The sequence below is a fragment of the Thioclava sp. GXIMD4216 genome (assembly GCF_037949285.1).
GTDB lineage: Bacteria > Pseudomonadota > Alphaproteobacteria > Rhodobacterales > Rhodobacteraceae > Thioclava > Thioclava litoralis.
The window spans coordinates 347,296-364,432 of record NZ_CP149927.1 but is presented as its reverse complement, the minus strand read 5'-3'; the positions used below and the strand labels follow the sequence as shown (position 1 = coordinate 364,432).

Below are 17,137 nucleotides of genomic sequence, written 5' to 3'. Positions count from 1 at the left end.
CGTTAAGCAGCCATGCGTCAGGCACAAATCAGCACTGCAGAGAAAGCGCTTTCTGCATCGCAGCATATAGGCTAAATTTAATTCAACGCAGCCAAGGTTGCACAGAATTTCGAAGGCTCTCTCCTCCTCCCTGAGCCTTGGAAACAGGCGGCGATCTCCTCCTCCTCCCTGAGATCGCCGCCGCTCCTCCCCTCCGGTGATGCCAAATCTGCCTCAGGCCTTCAGGGTCGCGCCGCCATCGACATAAAGATCGGCCATTGTCACATGCCCCGCTTGATCGGACAGCAGGAACATCGCGGCGGCGGCAATATCTTCCGGCACAGCCAGCTTGCCCAAGGGGATGCCGGTTTTATGCAGCGCAAGATTTCCGGCAATCACCCGTTCCGCGCCGTCCGGCCCCGCCCACATGCCGGTCTGCATCGGCGTAAGCGTCGACCCCGGTGCCACGATGTTGCAACGCACCCCGGCGGGCGCAAGCTCTAGCCCGAGGCAGCGCACGAACATATGCAATCCCGCCTTGCTGGCAGGGTAGCTGCCCATATTGAGCCGTGGAATATCGGCGGAATTCGAGCCGATCACAACAAGGCTCCCGCCGCCATTGTCCACCATATGCCGCCCCAATGCCGTGGTCACATGGAACGCCCCGTCCAGATTGACCTCGATCACCCGCCGCCACTGCGCGGCGCTGGTGCTCAAAAGCGGGCCCTCGGCCAGAATACCTGCGGCATGCACCCCGAAGCGGATCGGGCCAAGATCGCGGATCGTCGCCTGCACCCGCGCCTCGACCGCCTGCGCATCGCAGACATCCAGCCCGTGCCATGTCACACCCGTCATCTGTGGCGCGCGTGCGATCACATTGGGATGGTCGGTCGCCACGACCTGCGTGCCAGCCTCCGACAAAGCCCGCACCAAGGCCAGACCGATACCGCCTGCCGCGCCGGTGACCAGAGCCACCGCCCCCTCGAACCCTGTCAGTTTCATGCCTGCCCCTCCAGCGTCGCGACCATATCCTGCGCCAGAACCGGCACGCCCGAGCAATCGGCCACCCAGTCCAGCGCGCGGCGATGCCAGTCCTCGGAGAAATCGGCCAGAGCATCGGCCACAAAGAACGGTTCGATATCGCGCTGGAAGGCCTCGGTTGCCGTCGCCAGACAGCCGATATGCGCGTAGATCCCGGTGATCAGCAACTGGTCACGACCGCGCGCACGCATCAGCGGCGCAAGGTTGGATCTCTGGAAGGCGCTATAGCGGTGCTTGACCAGAGTGATATCGCCCTCTTGCGGGGCCAGCGGGGCGATGATCTCTTCATGTTCGGGCTGTGCCTTCATACCCGGCCCCCAGAGATCGGCCTGCAAGCCACGGTCGGGGCGGAACTGGTTGCCCTTCTGGGCGGTGTAGAAGACCGGCACGCCCGCGCGCCGCGCCGCCTGCGCAATGCGGCCAATCGCCTCGACCGCCTGCGACAGCGCCGAGGTCGGGCGCGTCAATGCCCCCTCGCCATAGGCGGCGCAGAAATAGGCCTGCATATCATGGATCAGCAAGGCCGCCCGCGCAGGGTCAAGCGTGAAGGGCGCGCGGGTCTGCGGCAAGCTGCGGGGAAGCGGGTAATCGGGAATTCCCGGAAGGCTCATAAGGTCAATCCTTAATGCGTGAGGTCAATACCAAGCGCATCGCTCATCGCGATGAATTTGGCCTGTGTTTCAGCGATTTCGGCGGCGGCGGTACTGTCGGGCACGATCCCCGCGCCCGCATGCAGACGCGCCATGCACCCCTCGATCATCGCGCAGCGCAACGTGACATACCATGTGCCGTCGCGCTCGTTCTCAAGCCAGCCCACCGTCCCTGCGTAGAAGCCGCGCGGCTCGGGTTCCAGTCTGGAGATCAGATCCAGCGCGGGACGCAGCGGCGTGCCTGCCACTGCAGGGGTCGGGTGCAGCTTGCCCAGAAGGGCAAGACAGGGCAGGTCGGCATCGCGCAGCACACCGCTGATCCGCGTGCCAAGATGCCACATGCTGGCCGTCTTTTGCAACGCAGGGGTCTGGGGCGTGGTCAGGTTGTGGCAATAGGGAGCAAGAATATCGTGAATATATTCGACCACATAGCGGTGCTCGGCCAGATCCTTGGTCGAGACCAGTAGGGCCTCGGCACGACGGCGGTCTTCGACCGGATCGGCGCTGCGGGGCGCTGAGCCTGCCAGCGGATGCGACATGACCGCCGCCCCTTTCTTATCCAGCAGCAATTCAGGAGTGGCCCCGACCAGCCAGCGCATATCGCCTTGCGCATCGGCGGTTTTGCCAGAGCGGATCTGCGGCACGGGCAGGGCATAGCTGGTCACATGCGGGTCCTGCCCGAGACGGCGCGCAACCGCCATCGGGTCCACAGGCGCGGCGGTACGATAATCAAGCGCGCGGGCCAGAACCACCTTTTGCAGCGGTGTCTCATAGGAGCGAAGCTGGTCCACCGCATGCTCGACGGCAGCCCCGTAAACCTCGGGCGCGGGGGAAAACTGCCAGGCACCCGACTGTGCCTGCGGCGGGGAAGGAACTTCTGCGGTGACGGCAGGCGGCCGTTCCGCCGGTGCCAGCGCATAAAGCCATCCGGGATCGGTCGGGGTGAAAGGAAAGACGCCCGCACAGCGCCCTTTGGACTGCGGCACCCCGTTTTTTGCAAATGCCGCAATCGTGCCTTGCCACGCGGTATCGATCTGCCCCGTCACATCGCCCAGCACCAGCGGCACCCCCTGTGCAAGAAGCGCATCGTTCATATCAATTCGTTGATGTTCCAAGGCCATATCCATCCGGTTGAAGCTGCAAGGATGCAGCGGGGGGTGAACGGGTGCCTGACGGGAGGTTGGGTGCCGTTTCGCCCCAGATAACCCGACAAAAATTATCAGTCAATATTCGCGCGAGGTCGGGACCACGGTAACCGCGCGCGAGGAAAACCGGATAACCTCATGTTTTCGTGATATTATAAGGCAGATTTTCAGCGGAAAACCCGCCACGGCCCCGCCCCGAGTTGGCGAGAACCGGCCACAGATCGCCGGTTTGGGGCCATCCGGCAGCAGACACGCGCCCTTCAAAAGACTGTGCATATTTTCGTGATACCCTGTGAGCTGACGCACTTGAAATAATCTGTGATAAATCGTTACTGCGCCATAAGAGCCAAGATGGGGGTAGCGAATCCCCACCCCAGCCACCGCGATTTTCCAGCCTGTTCCACCAGACTCGCCTGTCGGGAAGGAACCGGCCTGCTATCATGGAGGCAAAGGGGGAGCATTCCATACCCCCCTGAAAAGCAAGCTGATTATGCGCATTTCGTCATGCATAGGATGCTGTTTTACGCCTTCCCAGCCACATGCCTTCTCTTTTGCAGCAACCGGTGCAGAGGAGGGGCCATTCCTCACAGGCCAGCCCTTCGCCAGCCGAATTGCAAACTCAGAAGGGCTTTCCGAATGACACTTCACGCACGCCTCGCCTGTGGCGCGGCCATGTCTCTCATCCTGACAAGCGGGGCGCTCCCCGCTTTGGCGCAATCAACGGATACCGGCGAGGTACTCCAGCTCGACGAAATCATCGTGACCGCTGAAGAGCAGATCAAACAGGCGTTGGGTTCATCGACCATCACCGCCGAGGATCTGGAAAAGCAGCCCGTGGTCAATGACGTAGCGGAAATCATCCGCAAGATGCCGGGCGTCAATATGTCGGGCACGTCCTCGACGGGGCAGCGCGGCAACCAGCGCCAGATCGACATCCGTGGCATGGGTCCGGAAAACGTGCTGATCCTCATCGACGGCAAGCCGGTGCTGTCGCGGACCTCGGTCAAAATGGGCCGCTCGGGCGAGCGGGACACGCGCGGTGACACCAACTGGGTTCCGGCAGAGATGATCGAACGGATCGAAGTCATTCGCGGACCGGCAGCGGCGCGCTATGGCTCGGGGGCTGCGGGCGGTGTGGTGAACATCATCACCAAGCAACCCGACCATGATCTGGTCCAGCTCGGCTTCAAATATGACATGCCCGAAAGCAGCCTCGAGGGCGCGACCCAGCGCTATAACATGCTCTGGGCCAAGCGGATCTCGGATACGCTGTCATTCCGTTTCTCCGGCAATTACAACAAATCCGAAGGCGATGATGCGAGCATCAATGCGAGCGTCGGCACCTGCGAGACCGACTCGACCACTGGCGAGGAAACCTGCAGCTATGATGCGGGGATGGAAGGGGTGGTCAACAAGGATGCCACGCTGCGTCTGAGCTGGGCCCCGACCGATACCGATAAATTCGACTTCGATCTGGGCTATTCGCACCAGAGCAACGAATATGCCGGTGATACCCAATTGGGCGGGCGGGTGACCTCGACCGGTGACAGCACGGTGGACGCGCTGGCCGATGAGGGGGCCGAAACCAATACAATGGAGCGCAGCACCTTCGGTGTGACCCATCACGGGGATTACAACTGGGGTCGCACCATGAACTACCTCCAGTACGAGCACACCAAGAACCGTCGCCTGAGCGAGGGCACGGCAGGCAGCAGCGAAGGCACGATCAACGCAACCGATACATGGGATACCGCCATTCTGGATGCGGTCGCGGCCAAGAGCGAAGCCTATATCGACCATTACGTTCTGGGCCGCCCGTCCGCCATCACGCTGGGGGCGGAGATGCGCTGGGAACGGCTGGACCTAAGCGATTACAGCTCCTTCTCGAGCCTCACCACCGAGGACGGCGCGATCGATACCGCCAATGCCGATCCGGTGACCGAGCAGACGACACTGGGCCTCTATCTGGAAGACAATATCCAGTGGAACGAAGCCCTGACCCTGACCCCCGGTCTGCGGGTGGATTATGCCGATACGTTCGGGATCAATATCTCGGGCGGGCTGAACGCATCCTATGCGCTGTCCTCCGAATGGACTCTGAAAGGTGGCGTGGCGCGGGCGTTCAAATCCCCGACGCTCTACCAGTTGTCGGATAGCTATGTCTATTCCACCAGCGGCAATGGCTGCCCCTATCCCTATTACCGGAACGGCCCGTGCTATGTGATCGGCAATTCGGATCTGGACCCGGAACATTCGATCAATACCGAGATCGGCGTCGCCTATAGCGGGGCCAACCAGATCAACGGCACGCTGACCTATTTCCACAACTTCTATAAAGACAAGATTCAGGCGGGCACCGATCAGGTGGGCACCGTCAGCATCTATCGTAATGGTGCGTGGACGGATGCACGCCTGTATCAATGGACCAATATTCCCGATGCGGAAGTCTCCGGCCTTGAAGGCAGCTTCGCGGCACCGCTGGCGCAGAACCTGTCGCTGTCGGTCAACGGCACCTATATGATCTCGTCGAAGCAGAAGCTGCATATCGACGGTGGCACCACCACCAGCGGCACCAGCTATGATGCCATCGATATCGAGGTGCCGCTGTCGCTGGTGCCGAAATACACGATCAACGCATCGCTGAACTGGGCTGTGACCGACCGCTTTACCGTGACCCCCTCGCTGACCCATTACGGCAAAACGAAAGCCACCAGCTATTCGGGCGTGACGGGCTACGAGGCCAGCGATACGACCGATCTGGGTTCCTATACCATCGTCAATCTCGGGCTGAGCTACGAATTCGAGAACGGCGCGAATGTGTCGGGCGGCGTGACCAACGTCTTCGACAAGTCTATCCTGCGTTCGGGCGACGGGGCCAACACCTATAACGAGGCAGGCCGCGCCTTCTATGTGGGCCTGACAAAAACCTTCTGATCCGGACAGGCGGAAGGCGGGCTGTGTCTGCCTTCCGCATCCCGTCCCCCAACCACGACCAAACCAATGATCTTGCTGAAACTACGCGATACGCTGCTGCGGTTCGATCCGCTTCTGGCAAAGGCCGAAATGGCTCTGAGTGCGGCCTGCCTTGCAGCTGTGGTGCTGATGATGGGCGCGGGAACAGTGGCCCGAAGCCTTGGCCATCCCTTCGTTTTCAGCGATGATCTGGCCATCAGCCTGATGGTCTGGGGGGCGCTTTTCTCGATCTCGGCCAATCTGGCGCAGGGCGGGCATATGCGGGTCGACCTTCTGCTGCCGCATCTGCCGCATTTCCTGATACGCCTGATCGATGTGGTCTGCGCGGTGATGCTGGCGGGTTTCGTGCTGACGCTGTGGCTCTGGCTTGATCCGCTTGGCCTGATCGGGGCAGGCGGGGCCATGCAACTGGCCATGACGACCGGAAATTACACCTATACCGAACCGGTGATGACACTGGGCATCCTGAAAATCTGGATCTGGCTGCCGCTGGTTCCGGCCAGTCTGGGCGCGCTTTACCATGCGCTGATCCGTCTGGTGGCCCCCGTACAAAGAGCGGCCCCATGCTGAGCCTTGCCATTTTCATCGTTCTGTTGCTGCTGGGGCTTCCGGTGGCTTTTGCCATGATTGCGGGGGCCGTGGCGCAAATCCTGCTGGCGGGCAATGGGGTGTTGCTGCTCAGCCTGCCGCAGCAATTCTTTCAGGGCATGGAAAACTATGGCCTGCTGGCCCTGCCGGTCTTCATCTTTCTGGGGGAGTTGCTGAATGCCAGCGGAGCGGCGGCGCGCCTTTATGCGCTGGCCTCGCTATTGACACGCGGGCTGCGTGGCGGGTTGGCACAGGCCAGCCTGATTGCCAATGCGCTTCTGGCGGCGGTGTTGGGCTCTACGGCGGCGCAGATCACGCTGATGTCGCGCCTTGCGGTCCCGCAAATGGAACGGGCAGGCTATCCCCGCGATGTGGCCACGGGCCTGACGGCAGCTGGGGCGCTGCTGGCCCCGATCATTCCGCCCTCCATGCTGCTGATCGTCTACGGCGTGATCGCGCAGGTCCCCGTGGGCGACCTGTTTCTGGCAGGGATCGCGCCCGGAGTTCTGCTGGCGGCGGTCTTTGCGCTTGTGATCGACCGCATGGCGCGGCGCGGCGCGTTTCCGACGCCTCCGGTTGCCGCAGCCCCCGCGCCCTCGGCGGCTAGGGCGGGGTTTCGCGAGGCCCTGCTGGAGGCCTTACCCGCCATCGTGATTCCGGCGGGGATGATCGCGGCGATCATGCTGGGCTTTGCCACACCGGTCGAGGCCGGCGTCGCCGCCATCGCGCTGACCCTTCTGGTCGGGGCCGCGCTGTACCGCACGCTTACATTCGGGCGGATCTGGCAGGCGCTTCTGGTCAGCGCCAAAATGAGCGGCGCGATCCTGTTTCTGATCGCGGCGGCCAGCCTTTATGCATGGATCATCGCCTTCGAAAACCTGCCCGCGCTGGTGGCACACTTCCTGTGGACCCTGTCCGACAATCCGCTGGTCTTCCTGCTGCTGGTCAACCTGCTGCTGCTGGGGTTGGGAATGATCTGCGATCCGCTGCCCGCATTGATCCTGACAGTGCCGGTGCTGCTGCCTGTCGCGGTGGACCATTACCATATCGACGCCATACATTTCGGTCTGGTGGCCTGTTTCAACCTGACCATCGGCCTGATGACGCCGCCGGTCGGGGTCGGGCTGTATACGGCCGCGTTGCAAAACAACCTGCCCACCGCCGCGCTGATCCGCGTGCTACGCCCGTTTCTGGCCGCCGCGCTGGCGGTGCTGGCGCTGCTGACCCTCTGGCCGCGCTTCGCGCTGGCCATTCCCTCGTTTTTCCAGTGACCCACCACGGAGACCCCTTTCCATGTTCCGCAGTCTCGCTCTGGCCGCCATTGCCCTTTCAATCCCGCTGGCCGTTTGCGCCCAGCCTTTCCGTCTGGGGCTGATCACCCCGCCCACCCATCAATGGACCAAAACCGCGCAAGAGATCAGCCAAGAGATCGCGCAAGGCACCGAAGGGCGCGTGCAGATCATGGTCATGCCCTCGGGCCAGCTGGGCAACGAGGCGAGGATCTTGCAGCAGGTGCAGACCGGAGCGGTGGATTTCGCCTTTCTGACCGGTGGCGAATTCGCCAATCGCGATCCCGATTATGGCGTGTTCTACGCCCCATATCTGGTCAGCAACACGCAGGAGGCCGCCCAGATCCTGCAAGGCGGTGTGGCGCATACGCTTCTGGACCGGCTGGATGGCTTCGGCCTGAAGGGCTTGGGCTGGGGCATGGCGGGAATGCGCCAGATCGTGATGTCCGGCCCTATCGAGACCCGTGACGATCTGCGGGGCAAACGCATCCGTACCGTGCCACTGGCCCCCGAGATGGCGTTCTGGTCAGAACTCGGTGCCGCCCCGACACCGATGCCGCTGCCCGCGCTTTATGACGCCTTCGCCAATGGCCAGATCGATGGCATGCAGATCGACCATGAAGGCACATGGACCGCCGGATACTGGCGTAATGCCAAGGTTGTACTGAATTCCAACCATATGATCTTCCCGATGCTTGCCGTCGCCTCGCAGCGCAGCTGGGCCAAGATCTCGCCCGAAGACCAGACCCGTATCACCGCAATCATGGAACGCGAACTGGCCCAGATGAATGCCGCCTATGCCCGGATTGATGCCGACAATCTGGCCGAACTCCGGCAGGCAGGGGTGGATGTTCGAAATGTTGATCGCGACTGGTTTGGCGCGGCGGTCGATCGCTGGTATGCCGCATGGCGACAGAAAGCGCCGCTTCTGACGGTGCTGGAACAGGAGATCAACGAATGATGTATCGTCGGGAGATGGTCATGGGCAGCATTCTCACTCTGGCCCTTGCCGTTCCGCTACGTGCGCAGCCCTCGACCAAGCCGCTGCCCCCGTCGCAACTGGATACCGGATCGGCAGTCCGCGATGTCTACAGCTTCACCTTGCCAGCGCCCGCCGCACCCGCCCCCGAGGAAGGGGCGGCCAATCCGGATTACCGAATCGGCGTGCTGGTGCCGAAAGGGCCGGCACCGGCCAAGGGCTGGCCGATCCTTTACATGCTGGATGGGCAGGCCGTGATGGAACGGCTGACCGACGAGATTCTGGCCAAAATCCCGCAGGCCGCACAACGGATCATCGTCACGGTGGGCTATCAGACCCCGCAGCGTTTCGCGACGGCGGCCCGCGCCCGCGACTACACGCCGCCGGACCCGAAAGGCCTTGCCATCAAGGACCCGCGCACCGGCACCTCGGCGGGGCATGCCGACAGTTTCCTGCATTTGCTGGGCACACAGATCATCCCGCGCGCCGAAAGCTTCGCGCCTGTCGACCCGCAGGAGCGCACATTATGGGGCCATAGCTATGGCGGGCTCTTCGTCCTTTACGCCGCAAGCCAGCCCGACAGCCCCTTCGTGGCCTTCACCTCGGCCAGCCCCGCCCTGTGGTGGGACGAGGCGCGCATCGGCCCCGCCTTCGAGGCACAGATGCGCGCGGGCCACTGGTCGCGCCGCCCGCTCGACATCCATATCGGCAGCGCCGAACGCGCCAAAGCCACCGATCCGGGCACGAAACAGACGGAAGCTTTCGTGAAAATGCGCGGGGCCTTGCCCGAACATGCGCTGGAGGATCTTGTGAGCACTGCGCGCGCCGCCGGTATCCCCGGCCAATTCACCCAGTTTCCGAGCCTCAGCCACGGCCAGAGCTTCGTCGCCTCCCTCTATAAGACAGTGGGGGTTGCAGAATAGGTTTCTTCTCCGGTAAATGCCGGAGCAGAGACGTAAACGGGCCGCCCTGGCCCGGTTCGCCCCGACATCGGGGACGACAAACGCCACGGAGAATTCCGAAGCCAGAGGGTCATCCATCAGAACTTGCACACCTGAAAGGGCGCAACATGACACACTCTCTTCTCCGGTCTCCGGTCTCGGCCAAAGGTCAGGCTGTCGGGGCTGCCGCAACGGCATTGCTTCTTGTGTGGAGCAGCATCGCACTGGCCGACCCCTTCACCACCCCCGGCGGGTATGAGGGCCGCATCTCGGCGCAGGGCGCGAACCGTTCGCCGATCTTTGCCGGAAGCAAAGCCGAGATCGAGGCACAGGGCCTTGCCCCCAATCAGCCGGTCTCGCTGCGTCAGGCAGGTGAAGTGCTGGGCAATGGTGCCAGCTTTGCGGCCGATGACAAAGGCAATCTGAAGGCCGAGCTCGAGATCCCCGCAACCGCCAAGGCCGGGCTTTATCCTGTGGTGGCAGAACTGGGCGGCGACACCCCTTCGGCCACCGTCTTCGATCTGAAAGTCTCGAAACAGCTTCCCTTCAGCGGCAGCGAGAATTACGCGCTCAAATCCGTTGAAATCGTGCGCAACCCCTATCAGGTAGCGGTTGGCAAGGACGCGATCTATGTGACCGGCGCCGTGGGCCGCCCGCCCGTCAAGGAAAGCGAGCTGGCAAAGATCGACCCGCAATCGATGGAAATCACCACCCGCGTGACGCCGCAGGCCGCCCCCTCGAAAGGGGAACGTGAAGGCGGTGTCTTTGCGGTTTACGGTATCGGTCTGGACGAGCAGGACCATCAGGTCTGGGTGACCAACAGCCGCCAGAACACCGTGGCCGTCTATGACAGCAAGGACCTGTCGCTGATCAAACAGTTCCCCGAAGACAGCGTCGACCACCCGCGGGATGTTCTGCTGGCCAATGGCAAAGCCTATGTCAGCGCGACCTTCACCCCCGAGATCTATGTCTTCGATGCCAAGCATCTGGATGCGGAACCGGCGGTGATCGAAATCCCGTCCTCGCAGCGCGGCCAGCGTTTTGCAGCCGCCAGCCTCTCGCTTGCCCCCGAGGCGAACGAGCTGTTCGTCTCGTCGCTGGGCAGCAATGAGGTTGCGGTGATCGACCTGAAAGATGACAGCGTCAAAGCCACGTGGAAAGTGCCCCATTCGGTCAGCACGATCGGTGTGGCCGCCAGCGCCGATGGCAGCAGGGTCTATACCGTTGCGCAGGGCAATGATGCGGTCTCCATCCTTGACGGCAAAACCGGCGCGCTGATCAAACAGGTCAATGTTGGCGCGAACCCGCTGAATGCCGTGGTCGAGCCGAAAAGCGGCAATATCTTCGTGGCCCTGCGCGGCGCGCATGCGGTGGCGGTGATCTCTCCCGAGGGCGAGCTGCTGGCCAATCTGGATGTCGGCTCGACGCCGAACCATCTGACGCAGGACGGCGCGGGCAATGTCTATGTCGTCAACAAATCGGGTGGCGAGGATGATCCCACCGCGAACCGTCTGACCCGCATCAGCGCAAAATAACCCCCAAAGCAAAACATTGTGCCGCGCAGCCCTCTGCGGATTGCGCGGCCCCTCTGTTTATCGGAGAGTGACATGTCCAACCCGACCCAGATCTGGCCCGCCGACCGTGCCCGCAGCTATCGCGAAAAGGGCTATTGGCGCGGAGAAACCTTCCCGGCCTTGCTGCGCCAGCGCGCCGCGGCCCATCCCGACCGCATCTGCCTGACCTCCGGCACCCAAAACTGGAGCTATGCCGAACTGCACACGCGCGCGCTGCGCTTCGGGGCGGGGCTTGTGGCACTGGGGTTGCAACCGGGCGAGCGTATCCTGATCCAGATGGGGAATGTGCCCGAATTTTTCCAAGCCGTGTTCGGTGCCTTTGCCGCAGGGCTGGTGCCGGTTTACGCGCTGCCCGCGCATCGTCGCGCGGAAGTGCAGCATCTGGCCGGAAAGTCACAGGCCCGCGCGATCGTGGTTCAGGACAAGATCGACCGCTTCGACCATGCCCAGCTGGCGCTGGAGGTGCAGGCCGAGCTTGACGGGCTGGACCATGTCATCATTTCCGGCACCGCCCCCGAGGGCACATTGACGCTTGAGGATATTCAGGGCGATCCCGCCTGCCTTCCCGCCGACCCCGATCCGCAATCGGTGGCCTTCCTGCAAATCTCGGGCGGCTCGACGGGCCTGCCCAAGCTCATTCCCCGCACCCATGACGATTACATCTACTCCCTGCGCGGCAGTAACGCGCTTTGCGGGATGGACGAGAACAGCGTCTATCTGGCCGTGCTGCCCAATGCGCATAACTTCACCATGTCCTCGCCAGGCACCTTCGGGACCTTCTATGCCGGCGGGCGGGTGGTGCTTTGCCCGACACCGCTGCCACAGATCGCCTTCGGGCTGATCGCGCGGGAAAACGTCACCATCACCGGCCTCGTGCCGCCGCTGGCCCTGCTGTGGCTGGACGCTGCGGAAAAATTGCAGCCCGATCTCTCCAGCCTGCAAATCCTGCAGGTGGGCGGGGCGAAATTCCTGCCCGAGGCCGCGCGCCGCGTGACCCCCGTTCTGGGCTGTCGCCTGCAACAGGTTTTCGGCATGGCCGAGGGTCTGGTCTGCTATACCCGCGCCGAAGACAGTGACGCGCTGGTCATCGGCACTCAGGGCCGCCCGATCTGCCCCGATGACGAGGTTCTGGTGCTGGACGATGCCGGTCATCCGGTTCCCGACGGCCAGCCGGGCAACCTGCTGACCCGCGGCCCCTATACAATCAGCGCCTATCACGACGACCCGTCCGCCAATGCGCGCAGCGTCACCGAAGACGGGTTCTACCGCACCGGCGATATGGTGATCCGTCTACCGTCGGGGCATCTGGTGGTGCAGGGCCGCAGCAATGACCAGATCAACCGCAATGGCGAGAAGATCTCGGCGGAAGAGGTCGAGGATCTGCTGCTCAGCCATCCTGCGGTCTTCGACGCGGTGGTGGTATCAATCCCCGATGCGCGTCTGGGCGAACGGGCCTGCGCCTTCATCCAGCCGAAAGAGGGTCAGAGCACCGATGCCAGCGCGCTGCGCGCCCATCTGCGCGCGCGCGATGTGGCGGCCTTCAAGATCCCCGACGAAATCCGCATGGTGACAGGGTTTGCCACCACCGCCGTCGGCAAGATCAGCCGCCGCCAGCTGCGCGAGAGCCTGCGCGCCAGTGTTCTGGCCGAAGAAGCTGCGGCACAGGAGGCCTGATCATGCGCGACACCCTGACCTTTGCCCAAATGCTGGATGATCTGGCCGGTGTTCTGGATCTGCCGGCCAATGAGATCGACCCCGAGGGCCATCTGGGCGATCTCGGGCTTGATTCCATCGCCCTGATGCGGCTGCTTCTGCTCTGGCAGGAAACCCAGCCCGATCTGCCCGTCGAGCGGCTGTATGAATGCGAGACCCTGAACGAGTTCTGGGCCATCGTCGAGGCGGCGCCATGAAAGACCATCTGTCGCAGGATAGCGGTGTCCAGCTCTGGTCGCCGCTGACCGAGGCGCAGGAGGGGATCTGGTATGCGCAAGCGCGTATGCCGCATAACCCCGCCTTCATGACAGGGCAGGCGCTGCATCTGCACGGGCCGCTGGATCGCGCCCAGCTTGAGGCGGCGCTGGCCGAACTGGGGCAGGAGGCGCACTGCCTGTCGCTGCGGTTCCGGCAGGTCGCGGGACAACCCGAGCAATCGCTCGATCCGGCCCTTGCGCCACGCCTGCAGCACATCACCTTCGACACGCCCCCCTCCGAAGCGGACCTCCGGACGCGCCTTCTGGCCGAGGCCCGCCGCCCGCTGGATCTGGCACGCGATCCGCTGGCAAGTTTCACCCTCTGGCAGATCACCCCCCAGCACCACATCCTGACCGAGCGCATCCACCATCTGGCCGCCGATGGCCGCGCGATGGTGGAGATCACCCAGCGTCTGGCGCAGCTTTACAACGCCCGTATCACAGGGCAGCCCGCAGGCACGCCACTGCCGCCACTTGCACGCGCCTTCGAGGAAGATGCGCGCTTCCGCGCCTCCCCCGCCCGCGCGAGCCAGCACCGGTTCTGGCAGGAGAAAATCCGCCTTCTGCCCGAGGTCGAAGACATCGCCGCCCGTGGCGGGCAGGGCGACGGCACATGGTTCCACCGCCACGAACTGCCGCTTTCCGCCGAGCTTTGTGCCGATCTGGCGCAGCTCGCGCATATTGCGGGGGTGCATTGGACCGATGTTCTGGTCGGGCTGGCCGGCGCATGGCTGGGGCGCCATCTGCCCTTGGTCTCACGCGGGGAAAGCGACGAGGTGGTGATCGGTCTGCCATTGCAGAACCGTATGGGCAAGCTGGCCCGCGTGCCCTCGACACAGGTCAATGTCCTGCCGCTTGCCCTGCGCGTGCAGGAAGACGCACCGCTGGGGGACTGGCTGCAGGAGGTGGGCCGGTCTTTGGCGGAGATGCGCCGCAACCTCCGTTATCGCGGCGAATTGCTGGCCCGCGAGGCAGGGCGCATCGGGGCAGGGCGCAGGCTCTGGGGGCCGCTGATCAATATCCTGCCCTTCGAGGCCTGCCCGACATTCTCCGGTTGCACAAGCCAGCTACAGATCCTGTCGGCGGGCTCGGTCGAGGACCTGACCATCTGCTATCGTGGCACGCCCGAAACAGGGCTTTTGCTGCAGATCGATGCCAATGATGCCCGCTACAGCGCCGAAGAGACCGAAACGATGACACGGCGTCTGGGCTGTTTTCTGGCCCGTGCTGCCCTTGCGCCGCAGTTGCGCCTTGTCCCGACCCTGACCGCAGAGGAAACGCAGGTTCATCTGGTCGCGCGCAACCAAACCGCCCATCCCTTGCCCGAGACCACGCTTTGGGACCTCATCGCCATGCAGATCGCCCGAAGCCCCGACGCCTGCGCGCTGCGTTTCGGCGATCAGGCGGTGAGCTATCGCCAGCTTGATGCCCGCACCGAGGCTCTGGCGCAGCATCTGGCCGCTCTCGGGGCCGGACCGGGCCAGATCATCGCCGTGGCCCTGCCGCGCTCGGTCGAACTGGTCGTGGCATTGCTGGCGGTGATCCGCGCGGGGGCGGCCTATGTGCCGCTCGACCCCGAGGACCAAAGCGCGCGCAGCGCCGGTATTCTGGCACAGGTCGCGCCTCTGGCGGTGATCGCGCAGGACGGCTACCCCTGCGGCGACTGTCCACAGATCGACTGGCCACAGATAGACTGGCCACAAGTCGATTGGCAGCACGTCTCTCCGACCACCACAGGCGGCCCCGACAAAGGCACCACACCGCGCCCTGCCGGCCCCGACGATCTGGCCTATGTGCTGTTCACCTCTGGCTCGACCGGCGCACCGAAAGGTGTGATGATCGAGCACCGTGCCATCGTGAACCGCCTGCTATGGATGCGCGAGACCTATGGTTTCGGACCCGCAGACCGGATCCTGCAGAAAACTCCCGCAACCTTCGATGTCTCGGTCTGGGAGTTTTTCCTGCCCTTCCTCTGCGGGGCCAGCCTTGTGGTCGCCCCGCCCGGCGCGCATCGCGATCCTGTGGCGCTGGCGGGGATCATCCGCCGCGAAAAGATCACCACCCTGCATTTCGTGCCTTCCATGCTGGAGCTGTTTCTGGCGGCCCCTGCCTCTGAAGGGCTGACAATCGCGCGGGTCTTTGCCAGCGGCGAGGCGCTGCCCACACGTCTGGCCCGCCTGTTCGCACAGCGTATCTCGGGGGCGCTGCACAATCTGTATGGCCCGACAGAAGCGGCTGTGGATGTCACCTATGCACCGGCAGATCCGGCACAAAACGGCCCGCAGATCCCGATCGGTCATCCGGTCTGGAACACCGGCTGCTATGTGCTTGACCATTGTCAGCGCCCCGTGCCCGACGGGCTGGCAGGGCGGCTCTATCTGGCGGGGGGGCAGCTTGCCCGTGGCTATCTGGGCCGCCCCGATCTGACCAAAGAGCGTTTCGTGCCCAACCCGTTCCCCGCCGCACCGTTTTCACCGAAAACCGCGACCGGAACGGCGATCATGTATGATACCGGCGATCTGGTCACCGCCGATGCGCAGGGCAGCCTGACCTTTGCCGGTCGGGTCGACCATCAGATCAAGATCCGCGGGGTGCGCATCGAACCCGCCGAAATCGAGGCCCGCATGGCGCAGGCGCCCTGTCTGAAACAGGTGGCGATGATCGTCGATCAGGATGCAACGGGGCAGGCGCGCCTGCTGGCCTATGTGGTCCCGCGCGAGGATGCCTCGGCGGCCGATATCCGCAAGGCCTTCGAGACGGCGCTGCCTGCTATGATGCAACCGGCCCATATCCTGACCTTGCCCGCGCTGCCGCTGAACAGCAGTGGCAAGCTGGACCGCAAGGCCCTTCCCGCACCGCAGACGACGGCAGGCGAGACCAAGGCACTGCCCCGCGCAGGCACCGAAACCCTGCTCTCGCGGCTGTATGCGGAAATTCTGGGGCTGCCCGAGCCGGTCGACCGCAAAACGGATTTCTTCCTTGCGGGCGGGGAGTCGCTCAGGGCGGTCCGGCTGTCTTTGCGCATCGAAGAGGAAACCGGTCGCGATCCGGGGCTGGGGGTGTTGCTCGAACATCCGGTTCTGGCCGATCTGGCAGAGGTGCTGGATCAGGGCGCAAACCGGAGTGCCGCGCCGCAAGATCACGGCACGAAACCTGTCTTGCGCTTGCAAAAGGGCGCGCCAACGGGGCCTGTCATTTTTGCCATCCACCCTGCGGGCGGTCTGGCATGGTGCTATCGCAGGCTGGCGCAAAGCCTGCCCGAAGCCACGGTCTACGGGCTGCAATCGCCGCTATTGGAACACGGCGGCCCGCTGCAAGGCGATCTGAACGCGCTGGCCCGCAGCTATCTTGACGAAATCGCCGCTTTGTGGCCGCGCGAGGGCAAGGTCTATCTGCTGGGCTGGTCTTTGGGCGGCATCATTGCCCATGCGATGGCCGCCGAAGCCGAGAGACGAGGGTGGCCGCTGGCACGGCTGGTGCTGATGGATGCCTATCCCTCGGCCTGCTGGCGCGATCAGCCCGAACCCGATGACGGCACCGCCCTGCGGGCCATTCTGGCCATTGCGGGCTTCGACCCCGAAGCGCACCGGCATCTGGAAACGGTCGCCGAGGTCACCGGCTTCCTTGCCGCCCGTCAGCACCCGCTGGCCCAACTTCCCGCCGCCATTCTGGCGGGGGTGATGCGCTCGGTGCGGGCGACCAACCGCTTGGTGCGCGACCATCACGAACCGCAGGTCCATTGCCCGACGCTGCATCTGGCGGCGCTACGGGACCAGATCGGGCAGGGGGGCGCGCAGGGGCAGGGGGGCGATCCGCAAGGCCATCATGCCGGATTGTGGGACAGCTATTGCCAGACGCTGGAGCGGATGGAATTCGACTGTCACCATCCCGATATGATCGGGCCGGAGGTGGTCGAGGCGCTGGCCGGAACCCTGCGTCTCCCCAGCCCGAAATAAGGTCACCGGCAGCGCGGGAGGGTCCGCGCTGCCGGTCTGTTTCCGGCCGATC

General features: G+C 63.8%; 12 protein-coding genes. 9 read left to right on the top strand and 3 right to left on the bottom strand.

Annotated features, from left to right (window positions below):
• Positions 1-213: 213 nt before the first annotated feature.
• Genes WDB88_RS14975 through WDB88_RS14965 form a run of 3 tightly spaced genes read right to left on the bottom strand, consistent with a single transcriptional unit; the run spans position 214 to position 2,764 of the window.
• Complete coding sequence (locus WDB88_RS14975; protein ID WP_339109622.1) at positions 214-981, bottom strand: SDR family oxidoreductase; 768 nt, start codon at positions 979-981, stop codon at positions 214-216.
• Positions 978-1,631, bottom strand: coding sequence for an isochorismatase family protein (locus WDB88_RS14970; RefSeq protein ID WP_339109621.1), 654 nt, complete (start codon positions 1,629-1,631; stop codon positions 978-980). The genes WDB88_RS14975 and WDB88_RS14970 overlap by 4 nt, the downstream gene beginning before the upstream one ends.
• Before the next feature lie 11 nt (positions 1,632-1,642).
• Positions 1,643-2,764: an isochorismate synthase gene (locus WDB88_RS14965; protein ID WP_339109620.1), complete on the bottom strand. Its 1,122-nt coding sequence runs from the start codon at positions 2,762-2,764 to the stop codon at positions 1,643-1,645.
• Positions 2,765-3,451: 687 nt separating this feature from the next.
• On the opposite strand from WDB88_RS14965, the gene WDB88_RS14960 reads away from it, so the two are divergent.
• From WDB88_RS14960 to WDB88_RS14920, 9 genes are all read left to right on the top strand, one after another.
• On the top strand, positions 3,452-5,749 hold the full coding sequence (locus WDB88_RS14960; RefSeq protein ID WP_330647094.1) for a FepA family TonB-dependent siderophore receptor: 2,298 nt from the start codon (positions 3,452-3,454) through the stop codon (positions 5,747-5,749).
• A gap of 66 nt (positions 5,750-5,815) precedes the next feature.
• Entirely contained in the window at positions 5,816-6,358 is a 543-nt protein-coding gene (locus WDB88_RS14955) for a TRAP transporter small permease subunit (protein WP_339109619.1), read from the top strand.
• Complete coding sequence (locus WDB88_RS14950) at positions 6,352-7,647, top strand: TRAP transporter large permease (RefSeq protein ID WP_330647096.1); 1,296 nt, start codon at positions 6,352-6,354, stop codon at positions 7,645-7,647. The genes WDB88_RS14955 and WDB88_RS14950 overlap by 7 nt, the downstream gene beginning before the upstream one ends.
• 22 nt (positions 7,648-7,669) lie before the next feature.
• Entirely contained in the window at positions 7,670-8,626 is a 957-nt protein-coding gene (locus tag WDB88_RS14945) for a TRAP transporter substrate-binding protein (protein ID WP_330647097.1), read from the top strand.
• Positions 8,623-9,567 (top strand): alpha/beta hydrolase-fold protein, encoded by a 945-nt coding sequence (locus WDB88_RS14940; RefSeq protein WP_339109618.1) that lies wholly within the window; start codon positions 8,623-8,625, stop codon positions 9,565-9,567. The genes WDB88_RS14945 and WDB88_RS14940 overlap by 4 nt, the downstream gene beginning before the upstream one ends.
• A 146-nt stretch (positions 9,568-9,713) precedes the next feature.
• Positions 9,714-11,120, top strand: a complete 1,407-nt coding sequence (locus WDB88_RS14935) for an ATP-binding protein (protein WP_339109617.1) — start codon at positions 9,714-9,716, stop codon at positions 11,118-11,120.
• 72 nt (positions 11,121-11,192) lie between these two features.
• A complete protein-coding gene (locus WDB88_RS14930) occupies positions 11,193-12,833 on the top strand; it encodes an AMP-binding protein (protein WP_339109616.1) in 1,641 nt (546 codons plus the stop codon).
• Positions 12,834-12,835: 2 nt separating this feature from the next.
• Positions 12,836-13,069: an acyl carrier protein gene (locus tag WDB88_RS14925; RefSeq protein WP_330647101.1), complete on the top strand. Its 234-nt coding sequence runs from the start codon at positions 12,836-12,838 to the stop codon at positions 13,067-13,069.
• Entirely contained in the window at positions 13,066-17,085 is a 4,020-nt protein-coding gene (locus WDB88_RS14920) for an amino acid adenylation domain-containing protein (RefSeq protein ID WP_339109615.1), read from the top strand. The genes WDB88_RS14925 and WDB88_RS14920 overlap by 4 nt, the downstream gene beginning before the upstream one ends.
• The last annotated feature ends 52 nt before the right edge of the window (positions 17,086-17,137 follow it).

What these genes read in the sequence shown, in the direction of transcription:
- WDB88_RS14975 (WP_339109622.1), bottom strand. Translation starts at nt 981, where the DNA reads ATGAAACTGACAGGGTTCGAGGGGGCGGTGGCTCTGGTCACCGGCGCG.
- WDB88_RS14970 (WP_339109621.1), bottom strand. Translation starts at nt 1,631, where the DNA reads ATGAGCCTTCCGGGAATTCCCGATTACCCGCTTCCCCGCAGCTTGCCG.
- WDB88_RS14965 (WP_339109620.1), bottom strand. Translation starts at nt 2,764, where the DNA reads ATGAACGATGCGCTTCTTGCACAGGGGGTGCCGCTGGTGCTGGGCGAT.
- WDB88_RS14960 (WP_330647094.1), top strand. Translation starts at nt 3,452, where the DNA reads ATGACACTTCACGCACGCCTCGCCTGTGGCGCGGCCATGTCTCTCATC.
- WDB88_RS14955 (WP_339109619.1), top strand. Translation starts at nt 5,816, where the DNA reads ATGATCTTGCTGAAACTACGCGATACGCTGCTGCGGTTCGATCCGCTT.
- WDB88_RS14950 (WP_330647096.1), top strand. Translation starts at nt 6,352, where the DNA reads ATGCTGAGCCTTGCCATTTTCATCGTTCTGTTGCTGCTGGGGCTTCCG.
- WDB88_RS14945 (WP_330647097.1), top strand. Translation starts at nt 7,670, where the DNA reads ATGTTCCGCAGTCTCGCTCTGGCCGCCATTGCCCTTTCAATCCCGCTG.
- WDB88_RS14940 (WP_339109618.1), top strand. Translation starts at nt 8,623, where the DNA reads ATGATGTATCGTCGGGAGATGGTCATGGGCAGCATTCTCACTCTGGCC.
- WDB88_RS14935 (WP_339109617.1), top strand. Translation starts at nt 9,714, where the DNA reads ATGACACACTCTCTTCTCCGGTCTCCGGTCTCGGCCAAAGGTCAGGCT.
- WDB88_RS14930 (WP_339109616.1), top strand. Translation starts at nt 11,193, where the DNA reads ATGTCCAACCCGACCCAGATCTGGCCCGCCGACCGTGCCCGCAGCTAT.
- WDB88_RS14925 (WP_330647101.1), top strand. Translation starts at nt 12,836, where the DNA reads ATGCGCGACACCCTGACCTTTGCCCAAATGCTGGATGATCTGGCCGGT.
- WDB88_RS14920 (WP_339109615.1), top strand. Translation starts at nt 13,066, where the DNA reads ATGAAAGACCATCTGTCGCAGGATAGCGGTGTCCAGCTCTGGTCGCCG.